Annotated in this window: 20 protein-coding genes and 1 riboswitch; of the genes, 13 read left to right on the top strand and 7 right to left on the bottom strand. The window is 69.6% G+C overall.

Annotated elements, in window-relative coordinates:
• Positions 1 to 47 precede the first annotated feature (47 nt).
• From FBZ90_RS19610 to FBZ90_RS19600, 3 genes are all read left to right on the top strand, one after another.
• Complete coding sequence (locus tag FBZ90_RS19610) at positions 48 to 1,574, top strand: amidohydrolase (RefSeq protein WP_186455933.1); 1,527 nt, start codon at positions 48 to 50, stop codon at positions 1,572 to 1,574.
• Positions 1,571 to 2,875 (top strand): amidohydrolase family protein, encoded by a 1,305-nt coding sequence (locus FBZ90_RS19605; protein ID WP_145734679.1) that lies wholly within the window; start codon positions 1,571 to 1,573, stop codon positions 2,873 to 2,875. Before FBZ90_RS19610 ends, FBZ90_RS19605 begins: the two co-directional genes overlap by 4 nt.
• A gap of 74 nt (positions 2,876 to 2,949) precedes the next feature.
• Complete coding sequence (locus FBZ90_RS19600) at positions 2,950 to 3,183, top strand: hypothetical protein (protein ID WP_145734678.1); 234 nt, start codon at positions 2,950 to 2,952, stop codon at positions 3,181 to 3,183.
• A gap of 211 nt (positions 3,184 to 3,394) precedes the next feature.
• Here FBZ90_RS19600 and FBZ90_RS19595 read toward each other — a convergent pair whose 3' ends face one another.
• Positions 3,395 to 7,510: a DEAD/DEAH box helicase gene (locus tag FBZ90_RS19595; RefSeq protein WP_145734677.1), complete on the bottom strand. Its 4,116-nt coding sequence runs from the start codon at positions 7,508 to 7,510 to the stop codon at positions 3,395 to 3,397.
• A 369-nt stretch (positions 7,511 to 7,879) separates the two neighbouring features.
• On the opposite strand from FBZ90_RS19595, the gene FBZ90_RS19590 reads away from it, so the two are divergent.
• The 4 genes from FBZ90_RS19590 to FBZ90_RS19575 all read left to right on the top strand — a co-directional run bounded on the left by FBZ90_RS19590 (position 7,880) and on the right by FBZ90_RS19575 (position 14,967).
• Positions 7,880 to 10,546 (top strand): TonB-dependent receptor, encoded by a 2,667-nt coding sequence (locus FBZ90_RS19590; protein ID WP_186455932.1) that lies wholly within the window; start codon positions 7,880 to 7,882, stop codon positions 10,544 to 10,546.
• Positions 10,547 to 10,586: 40 nt separating this feature from the next.
• Positions 10,587 to 11,099: an RNA polymerase sigma factor gene (locus tag FBZ90_RS19585; protein ID WP_211102196.1), complete on the top strand. Its 513-nt coding sequence runs from the start codon at positions 10,587 to 10,589 to the stop codon at positions 11,097 to 11,099.
• The gene (locus tag FBZ90_RS19580; RefSeq protein WP_145734675.1) at positions 11,096 to 12,076 is read left to right on the top strand and encodes a FecR family protein; all 981 of its coding nucleotides are present in this window, start codon (positions 11,096 to 11,098) and stop codon (positions 12,074 to 12,076) included. The genes FBZ90_RS19585 and FBZ90_RS19580 overlap by 4 nt, the downstream gene beginning before the upstream one ends.
• Positions 12,077 to 12,186: 110 nt before the next feature.
• Positions 12,187 to 14,967, top strand: coding sequence for a TonB-dependent receptor (locus tag FBZ90_RS19575; protein ID WP_145734674.1), 2,781 nt, complete (start codon positions 12,187 to 12,189; stop codon positions 14,965 to 14,967).
• Here FBZ90_RS19575 and pseG read toward each other — a convergent pair.
• Complete coding sequence (gene pseG, locus FBZ90_RS19570; protein WP_145734673.1) at positions 14,950 to 16,056, bottom strand: UDP-2,4-diacetamido-2,4,6-trideoxy-beta-L-altropyranose hydrolase; 1,107 nt, start codon at positions 16,054 to 16,056, stop codon at positions 14,950 to 14,952. The genes FBZ90_RS19575 and pseG overlap by 18 nt on opposite strands.
• A 75-nt stretch (positions 16,057 to 16,131) precedes the next feature.
• On the opposite strand from pseG, the gene FBZ90_RS19565 reads away from it, so the two are divergent.
• The 6 genes from FBZ90_RS19565 to FBZ90_RS19540 all read left to right on the top strand — a co-directional run bounded on the left by FBZ90_RS19565 (position 16,132) and on the right by FBZ90_RS19540 (position 22,261).
• Positions 16,132 to 17,214: a 3-oxoacyl-ACP synthase III family protein gene (locus FBZ90_RS19565; protein WP_145734672.1), complete on the top strand. Its 1,083-nt coding sequence runs from the start codon at positions 16,132 to 16,134 to the stop codon at positions 17,212 to 17,214.
• 3 nt (positions 17,215 to 17,217) lie between these two features.
• Positions 17,218 to 18,138 carry a heme-dependent oxidative N-demethylase family protein gene (locus tag FBZ90_RS19560; protein WP_246130532.1) on the top strand — a complete coding sequence of 307 codons (921 nt, stop codon included), beginning with the start codon at positions 17,218 to 17,220 and terminating at the stop codon, positions 18,136 to 18,138.
• Positions 18,139 to 18,233: 95 nt separating this feature from the next.
• Positions 18,234 to 18,390, top strand: a riboswitch (FMN riboswitch).
• A gap of 169 nt (positions 18,391 to 18,559) precedes the next feature.
• A complete protein-coding gene (ribB, locus tag FBZ90_RS19555) occupies positions 18,560 to 19,228 on the top strand; it encodes a 3,4-dihydroxy-2-butanone-4-phosphate synthase (RefSeq protein ID WP_211102209.1) in 669 nt (222 codons plus the stop codon).
• A 135-nt stretch (positions 19,229 to 19,363) separates the two neighbouring features.
• Complete coding sequence (locus FBZ90_RS19550; protein WP_145734671.1) at positions 19,364 to 19,828, top strand: nuclear transport factor 2 family protein; 465 nt, start codon at positions 19,364 to 19,366, stop codon at positions 19,826 to 19,828.
• Positions 19,829 to 19,832: 4 nt separating this feature from the next.
• Positions 19,833 to 20,420, top strand: coding sequence for a TetR/AcrR family transcriptional regulator (locus FBZ90_RS19545; RefSeq protein ID WP_145734670.1), 588 nt, complete (start codon positions 19,833 to 19,835; stop codon positions 20,418 to 20,420).
• A 158-nt stretch (positions 20,421 to 20,578) separates the two neighbouring features.
• On the top strand, positions 20,579 to 22,261 hold the full coding sequence (locus tag FBZ90_RS19540; RefSeq protein ID WP_145734669.1) for a methyl-accepting chemotaxis protein: 1,683 nt from the start codon (positions 20,579 to 20,581) through the stop codon (positions 22,259 to 22,261).
• A gap of 9 nt (positions 22,262 to 22,270) precedes the next feature.
• On the opposite strand, the gene FBZ90_RS19535 is transcribed toward FBZ90_RS19540, so the two are convergent.
• From FBZ90_RS19535 to FBZ90_RS19515, 5 genes are all read right to left on the bottom strand, one after another.
• Complete coding sequence (locus FBZ90_RS19535; protein ID WP_186455931.1) at positions 22,271 to 23,233, bottom strand: rhamnan synthesis F family protein; 963 nt, start codon at positions 23,231 to 23,233, stop codon at positions 22,271 to 22,273.
• Positions 23,234 to 23,324: 91 nt separating this feature from the next.
• Positions 23,325 to 23,885, bottom strand: coding sequence for a GNAT family N-acetyltransferase (locus FBZ90_RS19530; RefSeq protein WP_145734667.1), 561 nt, complete (start codon positions 23,883 to 23,885; stop codon positions 23,325 to 23,327).
• Positions 23,882 to 24,838: an RHO alpha subunit C-terminal catalytic domain-containing protein gene (locus tag FBZ90_RS28690; RefSeq protein ID WP_145734666.1), complete on the bottom strand. Its 957-nt coding sequence runs from the start codon at positions 24,836 to 24,838 to the stop codon at positions 23,882 to 23,884. Before FBZ90_RS28690 ends, FBZ90_RS19530 begins: the two co-directional genes overlap by 4 nt.
• Positions 24,838 to 25,248, bottom strand: a complete 411-nt coding sequence (locus FBZ90_RS19520) for a Rieske 2Fe-2S domain-containing protein (protein ID WP_211102195.1) — start codon at positions 25,246 to 25,248, stop codon at positions 24,838 to 24,840. The genes FBZ90_RS28690 and FBZ90_RS19520 overlap by 1 nt, the downstream gene beginning before the upstream one ends.
• A complete protein-coding gene (locus tag FBZ90_RS19515) occupies positions 25,245 to 26,033 on the bottom strand; it encodes an SDR family NAD(P)-dependent oxidoreductase (RefSeq protein WP_145734665.1) in 789 nt (262 codons plus the stop codon). Before FBZ90_RS19515 ends, FBZ90_RS19520 begins: the two co-directional genes overlap by 4 nt.
• Positions 26,034 to 26,123: the final 90 nt, after the last annotated feature.

Genomic DNA, 26,123 nt, shown 5'->3' with positions numbered 1-26,123 from the left:
GCGCGGCGCTTTTCGGGCACCCGGCAGAACAGGAAGACGACACTTCCATGAAACGACACCATCGCGTGGTCCCGCTGGTGGCCGCGCTGGCGCTGCTTGGCGCCTGCGCCACCAACGCGCACCAGGACACCGCCGCGTCCGGCGGGGACAAGGCCAAGGACAAGCCGGTCTATGCCGGCCTGGACCCGGTCGAGGACAATAACCCCTTCCCCAGCACCTATCATCCCCTGCCATCGGTGACGACGGCCCTGGTGGGCGCCACAATCTTCACCGGCACCGGTGCCCGCATCGACGGCGGCACCGTGGTGCTGGTGGACGGGAAGATCGCGGCGGTGGGCAAGGATATCGCCGTGCCGGCCGGCGCCAAGGTCATCGACGCCCATGGCAAGTACGTGACCCCCGGCATCATAGACGCCCACAGCCATCTGGGCGTCTATGCCTCACCCGGCGTCTGGGCCAATTCCGACGGCAACGAGATGACGGACCCCAACACCGCGCAGGTGTGGGCGGAGCATTCGGTGTGGCCGCAGGACCCCGGCTTCATCCGCGCCCTGGAAGGCGGCATCACCACGCTGGAGATCCTGCCCGGTTCCGCCAACCTGTTCGGCGGCCGCGCCGTCATCCTGAAGAACGTTCCCGGCCGCACCGTACAGGACAAGAAGTTTCCCGGCGCACCCTACGGCCTGAAGATGGCCTGCGGTGAGAACCCGAAGCGCGTCTACGGCAGCAAGGGCCGCAGCCCGGCCACCCGCATGGGCAACGTCTTCGGCTATCGCAAGGCCTGGATCGACGCCCAGGAATACCGGCGCAAGTGGGACGACTATCGCCGCAAGCTGGCTGACTACAAGGCCGGCAAGGGCGACAAGGCCCCCGACGCGCCCAAGCGCGACCTGCAGATGGACACGCTGGCCGGCGTGCTGGACGGCAGCATCCTGGTGCAGAACCACTGCTACCGCGCCGATGAGATGGCGCAGATGATCGACATCTCGCACGAGTTCGGCTTCCACATCGCCATGTTCCACCATGGGTCGGAGGCCTATAAGATCGCCGACGTCCTGAAGAAAGAGGACATCTGCGTCGCCACCTGGGGCGAATGGTGGGGCTTCAAGATGGAGGCCTATGACGGCATCGAGGAGAACGCCGCCCTGCTGCAAAAGGCCGGCGTCTGCACCGTCATCCATTCCGACGACGACATCCTGACCCAGCATCTGGTGCAGGAGGCCACCATCGCCCTCTCCGCCGGCCGGCGTCTGGGCATCCAGATCGATGAGGCCGAGGCCATCAAGTGGGTGACGGCCAACGCCGCGAAGTCCATCGGCGTGCTGGACAAGACCGGCACGCTCGAGCCGGGCAAGATGGGCGACGTGGTGCTGTGGAGCGCCGACCCCTTCAGCGTCTATGCCACGGCCGACCAGGTCTTCATCGACGGCGCCCTGGTCTATGACCGCCACGATCCGGCGGTGCAGCCCAAGTCCGACTTCGAACTGGGCCAGACCGGCCCGGCCCATCCCGGGCCGCAGGGTGTCGGTCCCGGCCGCCCCGTCTTGACCACCAGCACGGAGCAGCCGCGATGAGCGCCCGTCACATCCTGATGGCGGCGGCCTCCACGCTCAGCCTGCTGGCCGGCGCCGCGCGTGCCGAAACGGTGGCCATCACCAACGCCCGCATCGAAACCATGGGCCCGGCGGGGGAGATTCCGTCCGGCACCATCCTCATCCGCGACGGCCGTATCCAGGCGGTGGGCGCCTCGGTCGCCATCCCGGCGGACGCCCGCCGCGTGGACGCCAAGGGCCACATCGTGACGCCCGGCCTGGTGGCCAGCGACACCAGCCTGGGCGCCGGCGAGGTGGAGGGCGAGGCCTCCAGCAACGACTTCGCCGGGGCGACGGCCGACATGTCGGCCTCCTTCGACGTGTCGCTGGGCATCAACCCGGCCTCCATGCTGGTGCCCGTGGCCCGCGTCGGCGGCGTCACCCGGGCGCTGGTCACGCCCGAACTGTCCGGACGGGGCGACAAGAAGGGCGAGCGGTTGTTCGCCGGCCAGGCGGCGGTGGTCGACATGTCCGGCGGCACCGACAGCATCACCAAGCGCCGGGCCGTGCTGGTGGTGGATGTCGGCTCCGACGCCACGGAGCATCTGGGCGGCAGCCATGGCGGCGTGCTGCAACTGTTGGAATCCAGCCTGGAGGAGGCGGCCAGCTACGCCGCCAACAAGGGCGGGTACGAGCATGGGGCGCACCGCCCCTATCGCCAGAGCAAGGAGGATTTGGAGGCGCTGCTGCCCGTCATCCAGGGCAAGACGCCCCTGCTGGTGGGCGTGCATCGCGTGGCCGATATCCGCCGCACCCTGGAACTGGGCAAGCGGCTGAAGCTGAAGCTCATCCTGGATGGGGTGGAGGAAGGCTGGATGATGGCGCCGGAGATCGCCGCCTCCGGCGTGCCGGTGGTGGTCGACCCCCTGGCCAACCTGCCGCGCGAGTTCGAAAGCCTGAATGCCCGGCTGGAGAACGCGGCCATCCTGCAGGCCGCCGGCGCCACCGTGGTGATCAAGGGGCCCTATGTCGGCCATTATGCCCGCCAGGTGCGCTACAACGCCGGCAACGCGGTGGCCCACGGCATGCCCTGGCCGGCGGCTCTGGCAGCCATCACCGCCACCCCGGCCAAGGTCTTCGGCTTCAACGACCGGGCGGGCTCCATCGAGCCGGGCCGCGATGCCGACCTCGTGGTGTGGTCGGGCGATCCCCTGGAAATCCTGTCGGTGGCGGAGCATGTCTTCGTCCGCGGGGTGGAGGCGCCGCTGACCAGCCGGGCGCAGGATCTGGCCCGCCGCTACCTGACGCCGGACGGAACCCTGCCGCCGGCCTATCGCAACTGAGCCTTATCGTCTAAGGGGGGCGGGGCGCCTGACCGGGCGTCCCGCCCCGTGTTTTTTGGACCGGACCCTGTGTCATGCCCGATTGGTATTACGACCTCAGCGACGCCGTCAGGGGCTGGATACAGGGCGTTTCCGTGTGGGCGATCATCGGCGCCCTGGTGGCGGCCTACCTGCTGCTGACGGCCCGCAGCGCGCACAAGCAGGGTGAGTTCGGCCAATTCGTCCGCAGCCTGGGCCTGACCATCGCCTTGCTGGCCGTGCTGGGCGGCTTCATCGCCGGATGGATCTGGGTGGACCGGCACTGGTAGCCGGGATCAGCCCCGATACTGGAGGGACTTTTTCCCCCGCCAGCAACTGCTCAAGCCATCGCACGACGACATCGTGATCCACGACATCGCCAGCGGCGACTGACGCCCGCGCCTCCTCAATGGCGCGGCGCTTGGCGTCCTCGTCCACGATGTCGACGATGGAAGCGGGCTGGGGCATGACGCCATGCCTACCACAGGCCCGCCGCTCAGCTCAGCCCACACCCCGGATCAGTTCCAGCAGGTCCTCGTCCGACAGATGGCCGGCGGCGTCGGCGCCCTGCAGCAGGGCGTCGGCCAGGTCGCGCTTGCGGCCGTGCAGGGCCACGATGCCTTCCTCGATGCTGCCCTTCAGGATCAGGCGGTAGATGGTGACGGGCCGGCGCTGGCCGATGCGGTGGGCGCGGTCCGACGCCTGGTCCTCCACGGCGGGGTTCCACCACGGGTCCAGGTGGATGACGTAATCGGCCGCCGTCAGGTTCAGACCCACGCCCCCCGCCTTCAGGCTGATGAGGAACAGGTCGCCCTCGCCCGCCTGGAAGGCGGCCACCCGCCGCTGGCGCTCCTTGTCCGTCAGGCTGCCGTCCAGCAGCTGATAGGTGACGCCGGCGCGGTCCAGGGCGGTGCGCACCCGCGCCAGGTGGCCGACGAACTGGCTGAACACCAAGGCGCGGTGGCCGCCCTCCCGCAGTTCCTCCACCAGCTCCAGAAAGGCGTCCAGCTTGGCCGAGGGCAGGTCCGCGTCGGCCGCCACCAGGTCGGGGTGGCAGCAGGCCTGCCGCAGGCGGGTGATCTCCGCCAGGATGTGGATGCGGGACCGCTCGCCCGACATCTCCTCCAGCTTTTCCAGGGCCCGGCGGCGCAGGGCCTCGTAAAAGGCGATCTCCTCGGCCCCGCGCTCGATCAGCAGCGTCTGCTCCGTGCGCGGTGGCAGTTCGGACAGCACCGACGCCTTGGTCCGGCGCAGCAGGAAGGGCTGCACCACGGCGCGCAGGGCGGCGCGGGCGCCCGGGTTGCGCGCCGCCTGGATGGGCGTGCCGAAGCGCTGGGCGAAGGCCTTGCGACTGCCCAGCAGGCCGGGGTTGGTGAACTGGAACAGGCTCCACAGTTCATCCAGGTCGTTTTCCACCGGCGTGCCGGTCAGCGCCAGGCGGAAGCGGGCGGTCAGGGCGCGGGCGGCCTGGGCGCGGCGCGTGTCCGGGTTCTTGATGGCCTGGGCCTCGTCCAGCACGGCCACGGCCCAGGGAATGGCCGCCAGCTTTTCCTCCTCACGCACCAGCAGGCCGTAGGTGGTGACCAGCACGTCGCCGGGACCCAGGGTCTTGAGCACCTCCCCCCGTCCGCCCGTCTCGGCCAGGCGGTGGACGGTCAGACCGGGGGCGAAGCGGCCCAGTTCGCCTTGCCAGTTGCCGGCGACGGAGGTGGGCGCCACCACCAGCAGGGGGCCGTCGCCCGCCTTGGACGCCATCAAGGCGATGGCCTGCACCGTCTTGCCCAGGCCCATGTCGTCGGCCAGCAGGGCGCCGGCCCCCCAGCGCGCCAGGCGGCTCAGCCAGAAATAGCCCTGCGCCTGGTACTCGCGCAGTTCGGCGGTCAGGCCGTTGGGCAGGCGCGGCTGCCAGGCCGCCGCGTCATCCAGGGTTTGGATGAAGGTGCGCCAGGCGGTGTCGACCTTGGCCGACGCCGCCTGCTCCACCAGGTCGCGCAGGGCGGCCCCCGCCGCGCGCGGCACCTTCAACCCGCTGCCGCCCAGGCGCAGCAGACGGTCCAGCTGTTGGCGGAAATGGCGGTCCAGGGCCACGAACTGGCCGTCATCCAGGGGCACGAAGCGCCCCGGCGCGTCTTCCAGCCGGGTCAGCAGGTCCTTCAGGTCCAGCACCAGCCCCTCATCCACGGTCAGCGACCCGGCCACGGCGAACCAGCTCTCGGTGCTCTTGACGGTGGTGCTGAAATGGCTGGCGCTGGCCTCCGCGTCGCGCAGGGTCAGCTTCTGCCCCTCCGGCCATTCCAGGGCTGGCGGCTGGGGCAGGGTCTTCAACTCGCTCAGGAACTCCAGCGCCGCGCTCAGGCCTTCCAGTTCCCACTCCCAACCCTCACCGCCCAGGCTGGGGCAAGCATCGGCCAGGGCCTGGGCCAACCGCTCCTCCGCGGCCAGGTCGCGCAGGGCGCGACGGCCCAGGCCCGTCACGCGGCGGCTACCCCGCCCCGGCACGAAATGCGGGCCATCGGGGCCCAGCGGCCGCACGATCAGCGATACCTTCAGCCCCGGATCCAGCAGGCGCAGCCGCACCACCGGTGCCGGATCGCCTTCTTCCGTCCGGCCTTCGTCCAGCTCCGTGGCTTCAACCCGCACCGGCAGGTCGGGTAACTGCCGCCGCGCGATGGCGGACAGGCGGTCGCGGGCCGCCGTCGGCACGGTGATGCCCTCGCTGCCCAGCACGCGGGCCGCTGCCACGGCCTTCTCATCAATCACCACCACGCGCCAGCGCGTGGCGCTTTCCACCTCGATGACGGCATCGGCCTCCGTGGCCGGGTGCGACAACGCCAGGCGATAGCCGCCCCGGGCCTTGGCCAGCACCAGCTCCGCTTTCGCCGCCACCAGCTCCACCGGCGGGCCCGGCTCACGCCGATAAAACACGCGCGGATGCCCCACCAGGGCCGGCAGCGCGTCGCGCGGGGGCAGGTAGTACTCATAGCGGGACCGGCCGTGGCCCCAGCCGTCGTAATCCCGGGCGATGGTGGCGATGACCCGCCGGTCGAAATCGTCCAGATAGGGCAGCTGCGCATCGCCCTGGTAAAGGCGCTTCAGTTGGACGGGGCGTCCCACGCTCCAGCCCTGGGTGGGGCTTTTGGTCGTGCCCCGCTGCTGCACCTGTTCCACCGGCTCCACCGCGCCGCTGCCGGGATCGACCAGCCAGGCCAGGCGCTTGCCCGTGGTCTTCTTCTCCGCCGCCGCCGGCGGCTCCAGCAGTCCCTCCAGGTTTTCCAGCGCCCGCTCCCAGGCCTCCTTGACCGGCACCAGGGACAGGAAGCGCAGCCGCGCCTGCCGGTCCGGGCGGGCCAGATGGGCCTGATAGGGGGCGGGGTCGTCGGCCACACGCTCCAACGCCTCCGCCACCAGGTCGGCGGCCAGGGGCATGGTGGGGACCAGGCGGTGGAAGTGCAGCGCCCAGATGTCGCCATGGGCGCGGGCGGCGGGCGGATCGATGATCGCCGCGGCCACGGCCATCATGCCCAGGCTGACAGGCGAGGGGGTGGCCATGCGCTCCACCGCGCCCAGCGCCCATTTCAGGCCCGTCACCGCCGCCTCCGCGTTATTGCGCACCAGGTCGTACAGCGCCTCCAGCGCCAATTGGCCCAACGGCGCGCCGCCGCCGGGTACGCCCTTGCCCTGCAGCAGCGTCGCCATGGCGGCGTGGTTCTGGGCCCCGCCGGCGGCCAGCAGGGCGCATAGATGCAGCAGGCCCATATAGCCGGGCAGGCCGCCCTTGCGTGTCCGCGTGGCCCGCCGGCGCAGGGTCAGGGCCTCCGTGAACAGGGTGACCGCCTTGGGCGCATCCCCGGACAGCAGGGCGTGCGCGGCGGCGAAGGCGGCCGGGGCGTCGGCGGGGATGCCCGCGGCCGGTTCCAGGGGGCCCGCCACCAACTCAGCCAACGCGTCCAGCCTGCCGCTCAGCAGGGTGAAATCGGCGATCTGGGCGAAGCAGGCGGCGCGCAGGGTGGGGTCGCGCCGGCACTGATCGACCAAGTGGGGGTAATCGGCGGACATTTCGCCGGTCGCCACCCAGTGGTTGGCCTTCAGCACCATCAGCACGCGCTGGATGGCCGGCGTCCGGGTGGCCAGCCAGGCCGCGCCCACAGGCACGGTGGTGAAGGCGGCGTTGAACGGGTCCAGATCCTCGATCGGCCGCCGGGTCAGGCCCGCCACGCGTGCGAACTCCGCCTCATCGTTCATCAGGATGGCCAGGCGCAGCGCCCGGGACACGTCGTTCTCCACCTGGCGGAAGTCCCAATAGGCTTGGGATTCCGCCGGCATGCGGGCGCGGATGGCCGCCGCCAGGGCCCGGCCCTCCACCTCCTCCAGCGCCGCGACCGCCACGGCCTGCGCCAGGGCCGGCGGGCAGGCCAGTGTTTCGTCCAGCAGCCCCCGGCGGTGCAGGTCATGCCGCGCCGTCGAGAACGCCTCCCAGGTGCAGGCCGGCCGCACCACTCGGGCCTGGTTCAGGCATTCCAGCAGGCGCTTCTTGCCGGTCGATGGGCCGGCCAGGGCCTCAAGCCGCAGAACGGCGCGTTCCAGCGGGGGCAGGGCGTCGAGGTCGGGGAGGGTCACGCTGGGATGGTCCGCTGTTGCGAGCAGGGGGTTGACCATAGCGGCATCGGGTCGACCCGGGTAGCGGTCAGGCCGTCAGCATCACCAGCGTATCGGCGCCGCGCCCGCGTCGGGATTTTTTTTTCATTCCCCCTGTCCCCTTTTGCCTCCCGCCGCCCTCTTACCTAACGAGGGCGGCGGGAGGCGCGGTGGCAGAAAGTCCCTTAACAAATAAATAATAAACAGTGCCAAATATACGTAATAAATAACTGGCACAAAGGAAAATTTCCTCAGTCGATCTAACCGTGATTGGGGGAAATCATGCGCTATAATACCAAGAAAATTACCAAATTCCTCGGCGGATTACTGGCGTCCTGCGCCTTTGCCGTCATGGGATCAGCATATGCGGCCGATGATGCCGGCGGTGATCTGGATGAGATCGTCGTCACGGGCTATAAGCAGAGCATCGCCCGCGCGCTGGACCTGAAGCGCGACGCCATTGGCAGCCGGGAAAGCATCCTGGCCGACGACGTGGCCGCTTTCCCCGACCTCAACGTGGCCGAGGCGTTGCAGCGCGTGCCGGGCATCACCATCACCCGCGACGGCGGCGAGGGGCGGCAGGTTTCCATGCGCGGGCTGGGGCCCGACTTCACCCTGGTGAAGATCAACGGCATGGAAGCCCTGGGCACCACCCAGAGCATCGACGCCCGCGGTGGCACCAACCGTTCCCGCTCCTTCGATTTCAACCTGTTCGCCGCGGAACTGTTCAATCGCGTGGATGTGCTGAAATCCTCCTCCGCCCAGGATGAGGAGGGCGGCATCGCCGGCACCGTGGATCTGCGGACGCCCAAGCCCTTCGATTACAACAAGTTCACCTTCTCCACCGCCGCCAAGATGGCCTATGGCGAGAACTCGGGCGAGGTCGATCCCCGGGCGGCGCTGCTGATTTCCGACACCTTCGGCGATGGCAAGTACGGCGCCCTGTTCTCCGCCGCTTTCAGCCGGCGCAGCGTGGTGGAACAGGGCTACAGCACCGTGCGCTGGGCCAGTGGCGGCTGGAACCTGAACAACGTCTCGTCCAGCGTGGACCCCGCCATCAAGGCGCGCCTGAACTCCACCGCAGCCAACGCCCTCTATTACCCGCGCTATTTCCGCTACGACGAATATGTGCAGGACCAGAAACGCCTGGGCCTGACCGCCGCCTTCCAGGCACGGCCGGCGGACTGGATCGACATGGACCTGGACCTGCTGTACGGCAAGCTGAAGACGGACCGCGAGGAATACAACTTCGACGCCTTCTCCTTCGCCACGTCCAACACCAATGGCGCCGGCACCGGCCTGCCGCAAACCATCGTCGACAGCCTGGCGGTGGACGGCAACAACATCGTCGCGGGCAGCTTCCGCAACGTCGACATCCGGTCGGACAACCAACTGTACCAGGACACCACGGATTTCTACGCCGCCAGCCTCAAGACGCACCTGCGCCCCACGGACGACCTGAAGGTGGATCTGTTCGGCGGCTATCAGGAGGCCGACTTCCATGATCGCCAGACCGGCACCTATTTCTGGTCGCCCAACACCAGCTTCAGCTTTGACCTGCGCGACAACGACCGCGTTGCCAAGCAAACCTATGGCGTGGGCCTGACCAACCCCGCCGACTGGCAGTTCTACCAGGCCCGCTTGCGCCGGCAGATGGTCGGGAACACCTTCGGCACCGGCCAGGTGGACGCGACCTACAGCCTGGGCGACGTGGATCTGAAGAGCGGCCTGGACTGGCGCCGCTTCAATTATGACAGCACCAGCAACTCCTATGACAGCATCACCAACCTGCTGGGCCGCAACCTGCGCGGCGTGTCCCTGACCGACAGCGCCCTGTCCGGCATCGTTACCACGGTGCCCTATAATTTCGGCACCGGCCTCGGCACCTCCGGCCTGCCCAGCCGTTGGATCGTGGCGGACCTGAACAAGGTCTCTAGCGCCCTGGGCCTGGACACGGTGGCCGTTCCGGTTGGGACCGGCTTCCCCCAGGGGGTGCAGGAAACCACCAAGGCCGGCTATGTCCAGGCGGACTGGCGCAGCCAGCTGTTCGGCCTGCCCTTCACCGGCAATGTGGGTGTACGCGTCGTGCGGACCGACACCGACTCCTATGACCGCGACCCATCCTTCCCGGCGGTGTCCTTCCATCGCGACTACACCGACGTGCTGCCCGCCATGAACCTGGTGCTGGAAACCAGCGCCGACACCCGCGTGCGTCTGGACGCCAACCGCAACGTCACGCGGCCGTCGCTGTCCTCGCTGGTCCCTGCCATCTCCAGCGTCAACACCTCGGGCAAGACCGTCACCTTCGGCAATCCCAACCTGGACCCGTATCGCGCCACGTCGGTCGACCTGTCGGCGGAATGGTACTTCGGCAAGCAGGGCATCGTGGCCGCCCAGCCCTTCTACAAGAAGATCGACAGCTTCATCGTCGATGGCGTCACCACCATGAAGTACAGCCAGTCCGGTCTGCCCGCGTCGCTGGTCCCGGCCGGTGACGGCGATGTCAGCTACACCTTCTACCAGCCGGTCAATGGCCAGGGCGCCAACGTTTATGGCGTGGAGCTGATGTACCAGCAGGGGCTGGACTTCCTGCCGGCGCCCTTCAACAACCTGGGATACCTGCTGAACTACACGTACGCCCACTCGCGCGCGGAGTACAAGCTGGCGTCGGGCGGCACGGGCATGTACGACCTGACGGGCCTGTCCCGCAATTCGGCCAACGCCACGCTGTATTACGAGACCGAGAAGTACGGCGGCCGCGTCTCGGTGAACTACCGGGACGGCTACCTGGCCTCCGTGCCGGGCGGCAATGGCAATGACGTGGCCGGCTATCACGGCTCCCTCAACCTGGATGTCAGCTTTTTCTACAACGTCACCGACAAGCTGAAGGTGACGCTGGAAGGGGTGAACCTGACCAACCAGGCTGAGAACGAGTACGTGGATTCCAAGGGTGACCGCGTCTATAGCTACACGCGCAGCGGGGCGCAGTACCTGCTGGGCGCGCGCTACAGCTACTGATCCGGCGGGCGCGCCGGAGGTGCCCATCATGGCGGCGGAAATGGGACCGACCCGTATGCTGAGTTTGGGGTATCCCGATATCGTGGCCGACCTGCTGGCGGGCAACCGCCGGCTGCTGGCCTTCATCCGCAACCGGATCCGCAATCCGGCCGAGGCGGACGATGTTTACCAGGAAACCATGCTCCGCATGCTGGAACGGGTACGGGAGGGCGACGTCCGCCAGCCCGTCCCCTATGCCCTGCGCGTCGCCCACAGCGTCATCCTGGACCGGGTCGACACCCCCGTCCAGGAACCGCTGGCGGACGACCTGCCGTGCGCGTCGCCGGCCCCGGACCAGGTGGTGTCGGGCCGCCAGCGGTTGGCGGCCCTGACATCGGCCCTGCGCGCCCTGCCGCCCCAGCGTCGGGAGGTGGTGGTGCGCCGCCGCCTCAAGGGGCAAAGCCGGCAGGAGATCGCCCGCGCCATGGGCATCAGTGAGGAAACGGTGAAGAAGCATTTGACCCGGGCCCTGGCCCAACTGGCCGCCGTGATGGGCGAGGACGGCGCGGCATGACCGGCGGTTCCCCCCCTCTGTCCCCCGGCGGCTCCCCTCCCAGCGAGGCCATGCTGGAGGCGGCGGCCGACTGGGTGTTGGCCGATGAGCCCTGGACGCCGGCGCGGCAGGCGGCCTTCCTGGCCTGGCTGGCCGCCGATCCGGCCCACGCCCGGGCGACGGAACAGGTCCGGGCCCTGTGGAAGGATCCGGCCCTGGCCCAGGCGCTGGCGGAGGTGGCGCCCGCCGCGGCCAACGATGACGTCCCGCGGCCGTTTCTCGCCAGCCGGCGCCGGGCGCTGGCCGCCGGCATCGCCGGCGTGGCCGCCTTGGCCGGCGCCGGGGCCTGGCTGCGCCAAGTGGCCCAGGATCGGGCGGCCCCGGACCGGAATGATGAATACGCGACCGCCATCGGACAGCGGCGTGAGGTGGCGCTGGCCGATGGCGGCGCCCTGGTCCTGGATGCCGCCAGTCGGGTGACGGTGGGGACGGCGGGCCGGCGTCTGGATCTGCTCGCCGGCCAGGTGGCGGTGCGGGTGGCGCCGGCGGGCCGGCCCTGGCGCGCCCAGGCCCGGTCCTTGGCGGTGGAGGCGGCCGAGGGCGCGTTCATCCTGGATCGGTCGGCTGGCCAGGTCGACCTGACGGTCACGGCGGGCCGGGCGTCGGCCCGCGTCGACGACCGGCACCATGACCTGACCGCGGGCGACCGGCTGGTGGTGGCCGCCGGCGGCGGCGTGGTCCGCGACCGGGTGGACCCGGGCGATGCCGACGCCTTCCGCCAGGGTTGGCTGGTGGTGCGCGACCAGCGGCTGGATGTGGTGGTGGCCCATCTGGCCCGCTATTCGCCCCGGTCGCTGGCGTTGGCGCGGCCGGACCTGGGCAAGCTGGCGGTCAGCGGCCGCTTCCGCCTGGATCAGCCGGCGGACAGCTTGCGGCTGATCGCGGGGCTCTACGGCTTGCGATTGGGCGAAAGCGGCGACGGTTTGCGGCTGGGCTGACCTTCCGCCACCGGGCGGCAATGCCACGCCATTGTCATGCGCGGTCCCTATAGTGGGCCGCCCTCCGCCCCTGGCCCCGACGGGCGCCGGGCCCGTCGCACCCCCCCCCCATGGCATTTCGTCACCCCTCCCTCGCCGCCTGGGCCGTCCTTTTCCTCGTGCCGCTGGTCCCGGCCGGCGCCGCGCGGGCGTCCGTGCCCGACCGTGCCGCCTGGGATCTCCCGGCCGGTTCCGTGGAAACATCCCTGCGCCGCCTGGCCGAGGGGGCGGGCCTGCCCTTGGCGGTGCGGCCGGATGACGTGGCCGGGCGCACGGCGGCGGCGGTCACCGGCGCCGTCACGCTGGAAGAGGCGCTGCGCCGTCTGTGCGGGCCGCTGGCCCTGGACTGCCGCGTGGCCAGCGGCGGCATCCTGGTCAGCCGTGTCGCCCTGGCCGCTCCCGCCGCCGTTTCGCCGCCGCCCTCGGTCCTGCCGGTGGAGCCGCTGGATGCGCCGGAGGTGATCGTCACGGGGCGGCGCGGGGTTCTGCCGCTGTCGCGGCTGGACCTCAGCTATTCCCTCAGTGTCCAGTCCAACGCCACCCTGCGGGGCGTGCCCCTGTCCGACGGCGGCGCCGCCCTGCTGACGGCCATACCCGGGGTTTGGGCCGACACCTCGGCCGGCGTCGCCGCCAACACCATGCGGGTCCGGGGCATGCCCCTGGATGGGTACAACGGTGTCGCGGTGTTGGAGGACGGGCTGCCGGTGCAGCAGGACAGCAGCCTGCCCTGGGCCGACGTGGACCAGTATTTCCGGTTGGATGAGACGGTGGACCGTGTGGAGTATGTGCGTGGCGGCCCATCCTCCGTCTTCGCCAGCAACGCCGTGGGCGGCACCTTGAACCTCATCACCCGCGCGCCGGCCCAACCGGCGCAGGTGGCCGCCCTCACCGTGTCGGACCGGGGGCTGCGCCGGTTCGACGGGTATGTCGGCGGCCCGCTGGGGACTGACGGGGCGGGGGACGGTGCGGCGGGCGGCGGCTGGTCCGCGGCCCTGGGCGGGTATTGGTCCCGCAACGCCGGCGTGCGTGACCATGTCAGCGACCTGGACGGCGGGCAGGTCCGTCTCAGCCTGGCGCATGCCCTGCCCACCGGCACTCTGCGGTTCAACGTCCGGCGCCAGGACGACGCCACCTTCAACACCTCCTCCATGCCGCTGCTGTCCACGGCGGACGGCGTCACCGGCGTGCCCGGTTTCGATCCGCTCTACGGCAGCTGGTTCGGGTCCGACCTGCGGACCCTGACCCTGAAGGATGGCAACGGCAGCCGGCAGGTGCCGTTCGGCCATAACAACGTCAACCGGCTGACGGCCGGCACGATGCTGTGGGACCAGGATGTGGATGAGGACACCCGCCTGGCGGTGAAGGCGCGGCTGCGCCGGTCCGACACCTGGCGCTATTCCATCGCCTCCAGCGGTGCCGCCATGACGGCCGGCGACATGCTGGCCACCCTGTGGCCGCAGGTGGCCGCCGCCTACCCCGGGGCCGACGGGACCACCCTCAGGTATGCCAAGCCCCAGGCCGGCGACGGCCCCATCGCGCTGGACAGCCTGGTGGCGCGGGTGGCCCCGACCGAGGCCGACATTGGCATCAGCGAGGCCATCCTGGACGTGTCGCTCAGCGGCCGCCGGCTGCTGTGGGGCCAAGCGCATGACCTGACCGCCGGGCTTTATGCCGCCGGCGATCGGATGGACTATCACCGGCACATCGCCAGCGCGCTGGTCCAGGCGCGCAGCCAGGGTCGCCTGCTGGACGTGATCGCGGTGGACGCCGCCGGGCGGGTTCTGGGCCAGGTCACGGATGGCGGCGTGCTGAACGAGAACGCCACCTATGAGCATACGGCCGGGGACACCGGGGCCCTGGCCCTGTACCTGGCCGACGAATGGCAACTGGCCCCGGACTGGCGCCTGGACCTGGGCGTCCGCCAGGAGCGGCAGGCCTTTTCCGGTGTGGTGGAGGGGGTGCAGACCGTGGATGTGGGCGGTGCCGCGGCGCTGGCCGATAACGCGGTGGCCCAGGGCACGGGACAGTATCAGGGATTCGGCCGGCGGTATGACGCCACCGCCGCCTCCGCCGGCCTGTCGTGGCGGGTGGCGGAGGACACCGGCCTGTTCCTGCGCGGAACCCGCACCTTCCGCGACCCCGGGATCGGCAGCTTCCGCAACACCGTGACGCCCGATGGCCTGGTCGTGCAACGGGTCAGCCAGGCCGAACTGGGCGTCAGCCATGAGACGGTGGCGACGGCGGCCTACGCCACCCTGTTCTGGAATGATTTCGACAACATCTCCTTCGGTGACCAGTACACTGACGCCTTCGGCGCCCTGGTGCGCCGAAGGCTGAACGCCCAGGCCCGCACCGTGGGCGTGGAGTTGGAGGGAAGCTGGCGGCCGCTGGAACCGCTCTCCGTCTCCGCCACCGCGACCTTGCAGGACCCCCGCTTCGCCCATTACGTCTTCCATGACACCCTGGACGATGGCGGGCAGGCCATCCGCAGTTTCGATGGCAACCTGCCCCGCCGCATCCCCCGGGTGATGACCAGCCTGCGGCCCCAGCTGACCCTGGCCGACGGCGCCGTGTCGCTTGAGGCGGACTGGCGCTTCCTGGGCCGCCGCTATGGCGATGACGCCAACACCCTGGCGCTGCCCGCCGTCCACCTGCTGGGCGCCACGCTGACCTTGCGTCCCCGCGAGGGTGTCGAGGTGATCGTGCGCGGCAGCAATCTGACCAACGCCCTGGCCATCATGCAGGGCGATGCCAACGCGGGCGAGATCGTGGCCAGCCGCAACGGCGGCCTGGTCACCGCCCGGGCCTTGCCCGGCCGGGCGGTCGAGGTGACGCTACGCCTGTCCCGCTGACGCCTGCGCCATGTCCAGCAAGGCGCTGGCGATCCGCACCGCGCCCATTCCATCCACACTTTGCCCATCGGCAATGCGGTGGCTCAGGGCCGCACGGGCGTCGCTATCGGCCCACAGCGCCAGGGTGGCCGCCGTGATGCGCTCAGCCGCCTCCGCCTTGTCCATGCCGCGCGCGTCGATGACACGGGCCTTGGCCGATGCCGCCACCGCGCCGGCGCTGCTGGCCTGATTGTCCGCCACCACCACCAGCAGGATGGGCACCGCCAGGCAGGCCAACTCCCCCAGCGTGCCGCCGGCGGCGGACAGGGCCAGGCCGGCATCGCGCATCAAGTCTGCCATGCGCGGCGTTTCCACATGCACCACCGTGTTGGGGAAGCTCTCCCCGGCCGTGCGGATGCAATCGGTGTTGGGGTTGCTGCCCCCCACCACCACGTCCATGCCTACGCCCTCGGGCAGGGCCGGGGCCAGGCGCTTCAGGCAGGGCAAGGTCAGCCCCGCCGGGTCGGTGCCGCCGAAGGTCAGCAGCAGGCGGCGGCGCTGCTCCAAGAGCGGCAGGGCCTGGCCGCGCGCCCGGCGGAACTCCGCCCGCAGGGGGGCGTAGGCGGGGCCCAGCGCCAGCACGGCATCCGGGTTCGCGGCGCGATAGGCCGCCTGGTCCACCGCGGCCCCCGGATTGACGATCAGGCCGGCGTGCAGGGGCCGGGTGCCTGGCCCGTCATCGAAGGCCATGACCGGCGCGCCCTGGGTCGCCATGCGGGCCGCCAACCCGGCCCGATAGGCGTCGGTGAAATGATAGCCATCCAGGATGACGGCCCGGGCGCCCCGGTGAACCATTTCCGCCGCCAGGCCGGCGAGATCCCCGGGCCCGCTTGCCGGCCCCGGCAGCAGGGCCACGGCGAAACCGGCGGTGTCCAGCCGCCGCGCCAGGGCCGGTGGCAGGTCCACGGCGGCGAACAGGGGCGTCGCCCCTCGCTCAGCCAGGGCCTCCGCCACCGACAGGCAGCGCATGACATGGCCGGTGCCCATCGACGCGGTGGCGTCGGCGCGGATCAGGACGGTGGGGCCGGCGAGTGGGGAAGGCGCGATCAACAGAGGGCCTTTGGCATCGGGGCGGGAATGGCCATACTATAGCAGTTCAGGACACTTCTCTCAGGGCGGGTTGCAGTGAAGGCCATCGTCGAAGGCGTGCGGATCAAGGGCTTCCGGGCCATGGTGCCGAAGGAACGGCATTCCTATCTGGAAGACCACACCCTGTTCACCGAGGAAGAGGCGCGCAAGCTGCACGCCACCATCGGCGTGGCGGAACGGCGCTTGCTGCCCCGGCCCTACATGGCGTCCGACATGTGCGTGGCGGCGGCCGAGGGCCTGATGCGGCAGCTGGACTGGGACCCGGCCTCCGTCGACCTGCTGATCTTCGTCAGTCAGGACGCGGACTACGTCCTGCCCGTCACCGCCGCCGTCATCCAGCGGCGCCTGGGCCTGCCGACCACCGCCGCCGCCTTCGACGTGCCGCTGGGCTGTTCCGGTTTCGCCTATGGCACCTGGATGGCGTCGCGGTTGCTGGGCGGCAGCACGGCGCGGCGCGCGCTGGTGTTGGCCGGCGACAACTCCGCCCGCTGGCTGCGGCCCGATGACCGCGCCACCCTGCCCCTGTTCGGCGACGCCGGCAGCGCCACGGCGCTGGAGGTGGATGCCGACGCGCCGCCCATCCACGCCATCCTGGGCACGGACGGCAGCGGGGCCAAGCACATCTTCGTGAAGGCCGGCGGCAAGCGCGACTGCCTGATTCCCGGCGAGGAGCCCTGGTCGGAGGAGGAGCACAAGCGCCTCTACCGTGACGCCCGCCTGCACCTGAACGGGGCGGAGGTGTTCACCTTCACCCTGCGTGCCGTGCCGCCGCTGCTGCGCGAGGCGATGGAGCATGCCGGCGTGACCCTGGACGATATCGACATGATTGTCCCGCATCAGGCCAACCGCATGATGCTGGACCATATCCGCAAAAAGATCGGCGCGTCGCCGGAACGCTTTCTCATCGATATGGAAAAGTTCGGCAACACCAGCTCCGCCTCGGTGCCCCTGGCCATCTGCCACCGGCTGGGGCCCATGCTGGCCGAAGGTCCGAAAAAGCTGCTCATGGCCGGCTTCGGCGTCGGCTGGTCCTGGGGCACCCTGGTGGCGGAGGTCGGCCCCATCGCCGAGCCGACGCTGGCCGAACTGCCCGAGGATTTCGCGCCCCTGGAAGTGTAAGGCGTGGCCGCCTGGACCCTGCCGCCGGAACAACCGTGCTGGCCGTTCGACGGCGGTGACTGGCGCATGGCCATGGGCCTCATGGCCCTGGACCCCGCCCGTTGGCTGATGGTGGATGACAGCTGTCCCGCGCTGCTGGCCGAGCGGCGGGCGTTGCTGGCGCAGCGGTACGGGGCGGTGACCGGCTTCCTGCCGGGCAGCCACGATGCCCAGGCGGAAGTGCTGGCATTGATGGCGGACCATCTGCCCCGGCACATCCCCGGCGCCTATGTCCGCGACGGCCGCCGCCTCACCTGCCACCTGACGGGAGAGGTGTGGGACCTGGACGTGGCCGGCCCCAATCCATTGGAGGTCGCCGGCCGGCTGGTGGCGGAGGATCTGTGCCTGCTGCTGCCCGGTGACGACGGCGCGCCCATTCTGGCGGCCGCCGTGCTGTGCTTCCCCAACCGTTGGCGGCTGCGGGAGAAGCTGGGGCGCCCCCTGGCTGGCATCCACGCGCCCGTGGCCCTGTACGGCGAAAAACTGGGGCGGCCGGTGGACCGCTTCCTGGAAACCCTGGCGCCGGAGCGGCCGGTATGGCGCATGAACTGGGGCCTGAACGACGACCCCGCCCTGTTCCAGCCGGAAGAGGTGGCGCACACCGCCGCCGATGCCGCCCTCACGCCGGACAACGCGGGGCACCGTCTGTTTCTGCGCATCGAGCGCCAGACCCTGCGCCGCCTGCCCGCCACCGGCGCCATCCTGTTCACCATCCGCACCTATCAGCGCGCTTTGGCTGACCTGACCGGCGCAGAGGCGGCCCAGCTCGCCCACGTGTTGCGCACGGTGCCGGAGCCGGTGGCCCGCTATAAGGGCCTGCCGCGCACCGCCGGTCCCGCCCTTGGTTTCCTGGACCGCATGGTGTGGGCGTCCGGCGCGTCATAAGGCTCATGAGGAAATTCAAACCATGCCCCCTGTTGACAGGGCGGGCGCATGGTTGTCCTATCAACCTGTCATCCGGCGCCGCCGGATGGCGATACGCTTGTTCTCAGGGCAGGGTGAAAATCCCGACCGGCGGTATCCCCTCCTGACGGAGGGGGAGCCCGCGAGCGCCCGGGGGCGGTAACGCCGACGGGGTCAGCAGACCCGGTGAAACGCCGGGGCCGACGGTTACAGTCCGGATGGAAGAGGATGAGCCGGCCTGCGGTACGCGGGCGCAAACCCCCTTGGGCCTTGCCGGGCCCGGGGCGGCCGGGCGCACGCGCATGGTGGCCTGCCCCGGGGGGACACGCCGTCCGCCCACGATCTCTTTTTGCCCTGATTCAGGCTCGCCCGACTGTTGAACGGAGTGAGACCCTTGAGTCAGATTTCCCAAATATCCGCCCATGACGATGATCTGCTGTCCCGCTTCGGCGATGCCGAAACCCGGGTGGCCCGCGCCGTGGCCGCCATCCAGGCGGGCCAGGGCGTCATTGTCGTCGACGACGCCGACCGTGAGAACGAAGGCGACGTCATCTACGCCGCTGACAGCCTGACGGTGGAGCAGATGGCCCTGCTGATCCGTGACTGCAGCGGCATCGTCTGCCTGGTGCTGACCGACGAACGCGCCCGTGCGCTGGACCTGCCGCCCATGGTGGGGGCCAACTCCTCGCGCTACGGCACCGCCTTCACCGTCAGCATCGAGGCCAAGACCGGCGTCACCACCGGCGTTTCGGCCGCTGACCGCGTCACCACCATCCGCACGGCCATCGCCGCCGGCGCCAAGCCCGATGACCTGGCCCGTCCCGGCCACGTCTTTCCCCTGCGCGCCCATCCGGGTGGGCTGGCGGCCCGCCGGGGCCATACCGAGGCCACCATCGACCTGATGCGCCGCGCCGGCCGCGCGCCTGCCGGCGTGCTGTGCGAAGTGATGTTGCCGAACGGCGACATGGCCCGCCTGCCGGACCTGGTGGTCTATGCCGAAACCCACGGCATGCCCCTGGTCAGCATCGAGGATCTGGTCGCGGTGGCGGTTCCCCAGCGCGCCGTCGCCTGAGGATCGGCGCCCGCCAAAATAGGACGGGATGAAAAAGACCTCTTGCCACGGGATCGGTGGCGTTGTACCAATTGGTCAACAACGTACCGATCGGTACAATGTTGTTGATGCAAACCCTGATCTTTGGAGGTTCCCATGTCCCGTCCGCCTTTCCCCCCCTACACATTGGATACTGCCATTCAGAAGGTCCGCGCCGCCGAGGATGGCTGGAACAGCCGCGACCCCGCCAAGGTGGCGCAGGCCTACACGGTGGACAGCCGCTGGCGCAACCGGGCGGAGTTCGTCACCGGCCGCCCCGCCATCGAGGCCTTTCTGGCCCGCAAGTGGGCCAAGGAACTGGACTATCGCCTGATCAAGGAAATTTGGGCGTACACGGAAAACCGCATCGCCGTACGTTTCGCGTACGAGTACCGTGACGACAGCGGCAACTGGTTCCGCGCCTATGGCAACGAGAATTGGGAGTTCGACGCCGACGGGCTGATGCGGGCGCGCCACGCCTGCATCAACGAGCATCCGATCAAGGAGTCGGAACGCAAGTTCCATTGGCCGCTGGGCCGTCGCCCCGACGACCATCCCGGTCTCAGCGACCTGGGGCTGTGACAGCATGGCGCGTACGCTTGCCGACCGCCAGGACGTGATTCCCGTCCTGGCGGAAGTCTTCCGCGACCATGGCTTCGAGGGCGCCAGCCTCTCCGCCATCACGGCCCGCACCGGCCTGGGGAAGGGCAGCCTTTACAACTTCTTCCCCGGCGGCAAGGCCGAGATGGCGGAGGCGGTGCTGGCCCATATCGACGGCTGGTTCCGCACCCACGTTTTCGATCCGCTGGAGACGGAGGGCGGCGGCTTGGCGGCGGTGGAGGCCATGTTCCAGGCCACGGACGCCTATTTCCGGTCGGGCCAGCGGGTGTGCGTCGTGGGCGTCTTCGCCCTGGGCGATGCCCGCGACCTGTTCGCCGAGCAGGTGCATGGCTATTTCGCCGCCTGGGTCCAGGCCCTGGCGAGCGCCCTGGTACGGGCGGGCGGCGAACCCATGCAGGCGCAAGCCGACGCGGAGGAGGTGGTGGCCGGCATCCAGGGCGCCCTGGTGCTGTCGCGGGCATTGAACGACAACGGCGTCTTCACCCGCACCCTGGCGCGGCTGCGCCGGCTGGTGACGAGCCCTCAGCCCGCTGTGACCGATCAACCGGATTAGCCGTTCGGCGGAACGAGGGCCGCCGGGCTAATCCGAAGTGACATAGCGTCACTATCTATCGGAGGGGATACCACATTCGTACAAAACCAAGGTCGTGTGGCTTCGAATGTAACTTATTGACGTAATCCTTGGGTACAAATCACCCTGTGGAGCGCGTCATGACATTCCTGAGCAATCTTCGCATCTTGGGGAAGCTGGCGGTCGCCTTTTCCCTCGTGCTGGTCGTTTCCTTCGCGGTCAGCGGCCTGACATACGCCCGAGTGTCCTTCATCCAGGACAGCAGCCGGTGGACGACCCACAGTTACAAGGTGCTGGACGCTGTCGATGCGGCGCTTGCAGCCCTGGTCGACCAGGAAACCGGCCTGCGTGGGTATCTTGTGTCGGCGGATGAGGCGGTGCTGGCCCCCTACAAGACCGGGGCCGACGCCTACGGTCGGGCGATGACCGAAGCGCGCACCCTGACGGCGGATAACCCGGCCCAGCAGCGGCGCCTGGATGAGATCGACCGTCTGGCTGGGGCCTGGCGCCACCAGTACGCTGAAGAGCTCGTGGCGCTGATGAAGACGGATCAGCGGGATCAGGCGCGTACGGTGGAATCGGTGAACGGCGGGAAGGCGCAGATGGACGCCATCCGCGCCAAGGTGGCCGAGATCGCCACGGCCGAGCGGGGCCTGTTGGACCAGCGCCACGATGAGCAGCAGTCCGCGTTCCACACCACCTATTGGGCCACCATCCTGGGCGGCATCGCTGCGGTGGTAGTGGCCATCCTGGCGGCACTGATGCTGTCGGGGGCCATCGCAGCCCCCATCGCCGCCTTGACCGACCGCATGCGCCGCCTGGCGGAGGGCGACCGGGGCATCACGGTTGACGGACTGGAGCGGCGGGACGAGGTTGGCGCCATGGCCCGTGCCCTGGAGGTGTTCAAGCAGAACGCCATCGAGGCCGACCGGCTGGCGGCCGGACAGCGGCAGGCGGAAGAGGCGAAGCTGCGCCGCGCCCAGGCGGTGGACCGTCTGGTCCAGGGTTTCGACGGCGCTGTCGCCGGCATCCTGGAGGCGGTCAGCGGCGCCGCCACTCAGCTGGACTCGACGGCGCAGGGTATGGCCGATGTGGCCGAGCGCACCAAGGCCCAGGCCACCGCTACCGCGGCGGCGGCCGAACAGACCTCCGCCAATGTGCAGACCGTCGCCTCGGCGGCGGAGGAGATGACCAGCTCCATTCAAGAGATCAGCCGCCAGGCGGCCCGGTCCAGCACCGTGGCGTCAGAGGCGGCGCAGGCGGCGGCCCAGTCTGACGCCCTGGTCCAGGGGCTGGCGGACGCGGCGCAGCGCATCGGCACGGTGGTGGAGTTGATCCAGGCCATCGCCGGCCAAACCAACCTGCTGGCCCTGAACGCCACCATTGAGGCGGCGCGCGCGGGTGACGCCGGCAAGGGCTTCGCCGTCGTGGCCAGCGAGGTCAAGGGCCTGGCCAACCAGACCGCCCGTGCCACCGAGGACATCGCCCGCCAGATTCAGGAGATGCAGGCGGCCACCGGCGGCGTCGTGACCGCCATCCAGGGCATCAGCGGCACCATCGAGGAGGTCAACGGCATCTCGGCCACCATTTCGGCGGCGGTGGAGGAACAGAACGCCACCACGCTGGAAATCGCCCGCAATGTCACCCAAGCGGCCAAGGGCACCGAGGAGGTGTCGTCCAACATCGCCCGGGTGACCGGGGCCGCGGGCGAGACCGGCACCGCCGCCTCGCAGGTGCTGGCCGCCGCCCGCTCCCTGGGCAGCCAGTCGAACGCCCTGCGGTCCGAGGTGGTGCGTTTCCTGGCGGAAATACGAGCGGCCTGAGGATACCTGTCACGCCGCCGCCCGCACCCGCCGGGCGGCGGCGAAGACCGGCACTCCCAGAACGCGGATGTAACACCACCACCAGCGCAGGTCACGGCTGTACTTGCTGCGCCTGTACGTGCCGGGCAGGGACGCCAGGCGCGTACGTTCCTGGCGCCAGGGCAGGTCGTGGATCGGGGGGTGGGCGGTGCCGCACAGGCGCGCCACATGCGCCTCGATCAGGGCCACGGGATAGAACTGGGCCATGCGGTCCAGACGCTCGCGCAGGCGGGCGACACGCTGCTGGTTTTGGCTGAACACCGCCACCTTCACCAGGGGCATGCGGTGCTCCTCCAGGCAGTCGTCGAAATAGACGTCGGAATAGAGTTCCTTGGCGACGAAGGGCTGGGGAAGATAGCGGCCGGGCCGGAAGCCCAGGGCCATGAGCCGCTGGCTGAGGCCGAATTCGTAGGCGCGGCAGACGGCCGTCTTGTCGGGCTGCCGCGTCACCTCTTGCCAGAAGCGGGTGAACTCCGCATGGCGGGTCACGGCCGGGCGGAAGACCAGGAAATTGCTGGTGAGATAGCGGATGTCGCCGTCCACCAGCCCATCGGTCAGGCCCCAGAAATCGCACTCCCGGTCCGCCATGGCCTCGAACACCGGGGCGAAGGGGAAGACGGGGCCATAGCAGCTGTCGTTGGCGACGATGACCTCGTCATAGAGGGCGACATCGCCGCCCAGCGCCTCGAAGCCCAGCTTCCAACTGCCGAAATCATAGGCGCCGTGGCGACCGGCATGGACCAGTTCCGCCAAGGTGCCCAGCCGCTCCGCCTGGCCTTCCATCAAGGCGCCGTCGGACACGAACAGGATACGCTCGGCCACCTCGCGCAGGCCGCGCAGGTAGTAGAGGACATGGTCGTCGATCTGGCCGTCGCGATCGAAATGGGCGAACAGCACCACCCGACGGGTGGATTGGGGGAGGGGATCGGTCATGGTCATCGTGGGGGCCTTTGCCCTGGAACGGAGCTGCCTTCTGTTCCTTGCACGACAATTAGCCCCCCGGGCTGGCGCCGCCAATCCGCCTTTAGGCGGGGGGCCAGAGGCCCCCATCCCAATCGGCATATTCCCGGAATTTCAGGCGTTTCACCGCCCAGTCGGCCGCCGACATCTCAAACAGGTGGACGTCGTATGCCTGACCTTCCTTCACCGCATGGTCCTTCAGCACGCCGACATGACGATAGCCCAGCATGGTCTGGCCGCGCAGGACGCGGTCGTTGTCGGCCATGACCTGGTTCACCACCTTGCGCAAGCCCAAGGCGTAGAAGACGTGGTTCAGGGCGTGGGTGAAGTTCAGCGGCGCCGACCCCGTACGCCCCCGCCGGTCCGCCATGTAGGCCCCCAGGGTGGCGATCCCCCAGGCCGGATGGGTGACGGTGATGGAGGCGTAGCCCACCGGCACCCCGTCCACCATCATGATGCGATGATGGTAATCGTCGCGGGCGGCACAGCGGGCCAGCCAAGCCCGCTGCTTGTCCATGTCGTCCTCCACCTGGGTGAACAGATGGCGGGCGATATCGGGGCGGAGCCGCCAGTCCAGCAGCAGGCGGGCGTCGTCCTCTGTCGGGATGCGATAACTCAGGGTCATGCGTCCCCCTCCTCATAGGGCGCGTCCGCCGGCCGGGGTGGGGCGTCCAGGCCCAAGGTCCGGGCCCAGGCGTGATGGAAATCGGCGATGCGCCGTTCGCGCCGGCCCAGGACGCCGGCGACCTCTGCCGCCCCCCGCGCCTGCTGCACCCGTTCGCACAGCGGCTGATCCTCCAGGATCACGGTGCGGGCGGACTGCGCCAGCAGGGTGGCCAGCGACCGGCGAAAGGCCGCCACGGCCGGTTTGTCCGGCGCCGTCACCGGCAGGAACAGGCGCCAGTCCAGGCGGCTGCGGTCCGGGGCCAGGGGCGTCACCGTGTGGGTGATGACCATGGCCCCGTAAAAGCTGGCGACATACAGGTTGGGAAAGACGAAGCAGTGGTCATAGCGCGCATGGTCCACCACCCGGCGCAGGCCGGCCTTGCCGTCGATGCGCCGCCACCACGCCTCGGTCCCCTCGCTCAGCCGCCAGCTGGACGTGCTGTGCCGGCCAAAGCGCCGTGTTTCCAGATGCGTTTGCCAATCGGCATGCACGGCGGGATGGATGGTGGTGGGATGGACGGTGGAACCGTGGAAGTCGTCCATAGTGTTTTCCACCAGCGCCTTCCAGTTGGCGGCGAATTCCACATGGTCGTCGGCGATGGACTGGTCGCACTGGCCCGACAGCCGGGCCAGGTGCTCCGCCACCGGCGCCAGATGTTCCGCCAGGCTGGGGCCATTCCCTTCCAGACGCACGAACACGAAGGCGCCGCAGGCGTCCGTTTCCAGGGGGCGGCCCTGGTCGTCGGTCGCCTTGAGGGAACCGTCCAGGATCACGGGCGTGCCCAGCACCGGCCGGGTCAAGGGCGCCTCGAACCGGGTGCCGAGGTACAGCCACTGGCGCCGCAGCGCCGCCAATTCCTGGGCATGGCAGTGCGGGTCATCGAACCAGCGGGCGGGCAGCATCTCCCCCATCAGGCATCTCCCGCAAAGGCGGCGGCGGCATCCACGTTCACCCACACAGTCCCCCCGCTGACGGCCAGGCCCACGGGCGTCAGCGCCAGGCGCCGGCGAGCCTCCGTATCCAACTGGAAATCGCTGTCGTCGAAGGGGATGCCGATGGGCACGCCATCCGCGTCATACACCCAGCCATGATAGGGACAGCGCAGCAGTCCGCGCCCGCAGGGCTGGTCGTGGATCAGGGCGAAGCGATGGGAGCAGACGTTGCGGAAGGCCTTCAGGACCCCCTGGAAGTTCTGCACCACCACGGGAACGGCGCCGCCCTCGGCATCCGGCGCCCGGCCCGTCAGATAGTCGCCGTGGCTGGCGAGCGCCGCCGTGTCGCCCAGCTTGACCCAGGGAGTGGTCACCCAGGGGATGGTCACGCTGTGCGCCCCCCGTCGACGGTCAGGGCGGTGCCGGTGATCCAGCGGCCGGTGTCGGCCAGCAGATAGGCGATGGCGTGCGCCACGTCGTCGACATGGCCGAAGCCCAGGGGTTGCAGGCGTTGCAGATGGTCGATCTGCTCCTGACTCAGCTTTTCGAAGCCGCGCTCGATCAGGTCGGTCATGACGATGCTGGGCACCACGCAGTTCACGCGGATGCCGTCCGGCAGCAGTTCGGCCGACAGGCCCTTGGTCGCGGCGATGATGCCGCCCTTGGCCGCCGCATAGACGATGTTGGCCGGCGAGGCGGCGGTGGCGGCGGTGGAGGAGATGAAGACCATGGCCGCGCGCTCCGCCTTCACGCCCTTCTGCCGCAGCCCCTTGGCCAGCGCCAGGCAGGACCCCAGGTTGACCCGCATCACCTGGTCGAAGAACTCCTGGGTGAAGATGCGGATGGGGCGCAGCGTCTGGATGCCGGCGCAATGCGCCACGCCGTCGAAGGGGCCCGACAGGGCCGCCTGTTCCTTCATCCACGCCGGGATGGCATCCAGTTCCCCCATGTCGAAGGGCGCCACGCGATGCCCCCCGTCCGGCCCATTTGAAACAGGGGACAGCCGCGACAGGGTATCGCCCAGCCGCCCCTCATCCCGGCCGTTCAGGGTGACGCGCGCGCCCAGGCGGGACAGCAGCACGGCGGTGGCCTGGCCGATTCCGGCCGACGCCCCGGTCACCAGCATGGATCGGCCGACCAGGCTCATGGGGTTGTGCAGGGTGTCGGGCGACATGGCGGGGCTTCCTTCTTTTGCGCCCCGACTATCCGGGGTGCCGCCCCGGGCCGTCAATGATCTGCGATAAATCCGCGCCGCCGCCCTTGA

It is taken from the genome of Nitrospirillum pindoramense, assembly GCF_007827955.1.
Lineage (GTDB): Bacteria > Pseudomonadota > Alphaproteobacteria > Azospirillales > Azospirillaceae > Nitrospirillum > Nitrospirillum amazonense_B.
This window is presented reverse-complemented; position numbering and strand designations above follow the sequence as displayed.

Excerpts from the sequence above, each read along its gene's own strand:
- FBZ90_RS19610 (WP_186455933.1), top strand. The coding sequence starts at position 48 with ATGAAACGACACCATCGCGTGGTCCCGCTGGTGGCCGCGCTGGCGCTG.
- FBZ90_RS19605 (WP_145734679.1), top strand. The coding sequence starts at position 1,571 with ATGAGCGCCCGTCACATCCTGATGGCGGCGGCCTCCACGCTCAGCCTG.
- FBZ90_RS19600 (WP_145734678.1), top strand. The coding sequence starts at position 2,950 with ATGCCCGATTGGTATTACGACCTCAGCGACGCCGTCAGGGGCTGGATA.
- FBZ90_RS19590 (WP_186455932.1), top strand. The coding sequence starts at position 7,880 with ATGGGATCAGCATATGCGGCCGATGATGCCGGCGGTGATCTGGATGAG.
- FBZ90_RS19585 (WP_211102196.1), top strand. The coding sequence starts at position 10,587 with ATGGGACCGACCCGTATGCTGAGTTTGGGGTATCCCGATATCGTGGCC.
- FBZ90_RS19580 (WP_145734675.1), top strand. The coding sequence starts at position 11,096 with ATGACCGGCGGTTCCCCCCCTCTGTCCCCCGGCGGCTCCCCTCCCAGC.
- FBZ90_RS19575 (WP_145734674.1), top strand. The coding sequence starts at position 12,187 with ATGGCATTTCGTCACCCCTCCCTCGCCGCCTGGGCCGTCCTTTTCCTC.
- FBZ90_RS19550 (WP_145734671.1), top strand. The coding sequence starts at position 19,364 with ATGTCCCGTCCGCCTTTCCCCCCCTACACATTGGATACTGCCATTCAG.
- FBZ90_RS19545 (WP_145734670.1), top strand. The coding sequence starts at position 19,833 with ATGGCGCGTACGCTTGCCGACCGCCAGGACGTGATTCCCGTCCTGGCG.
- FBZ90_RS19540 (WP_145734669.1), top strand. The coding sequence starts at position 20,579 with ATGACATTCCTGAGCAATCTTCGCATCTTGGGGAAGCTGGCGGTCGCC.
- FBZ90_RS19535 (WP_186455931.1), bottom strand. The coding sequence starts at position 23,233 with ATGACCGATCCCCTCCCCCAATCCACCCGTCGGGTGGTGCTGTTCGCC.
- FBZ90_RS19530 (WP_145734667.1), bottom strand. The coding sequence starts at position 23,885 with ATGACCCTGAGTTATCGCATCCCGACAGAGGACGACGCCCGCCTGCTG.
- FBZ90_RS28690 (WP_145734666.1), bottom strand. The coding sequence starts at position 24,838 with ATGGGGGAGATGCTGCCCGCCCGCTGGTTCGATGACCCGCACTGCCAT.
- FBZ90_RS19515 (WP_145734665.1), bottom strand. The coding sequence starts at position 26,033 with ATGTCGCCCGACACCCTGCACAACCCCATGAGCCTGGTCGGCCGATCC.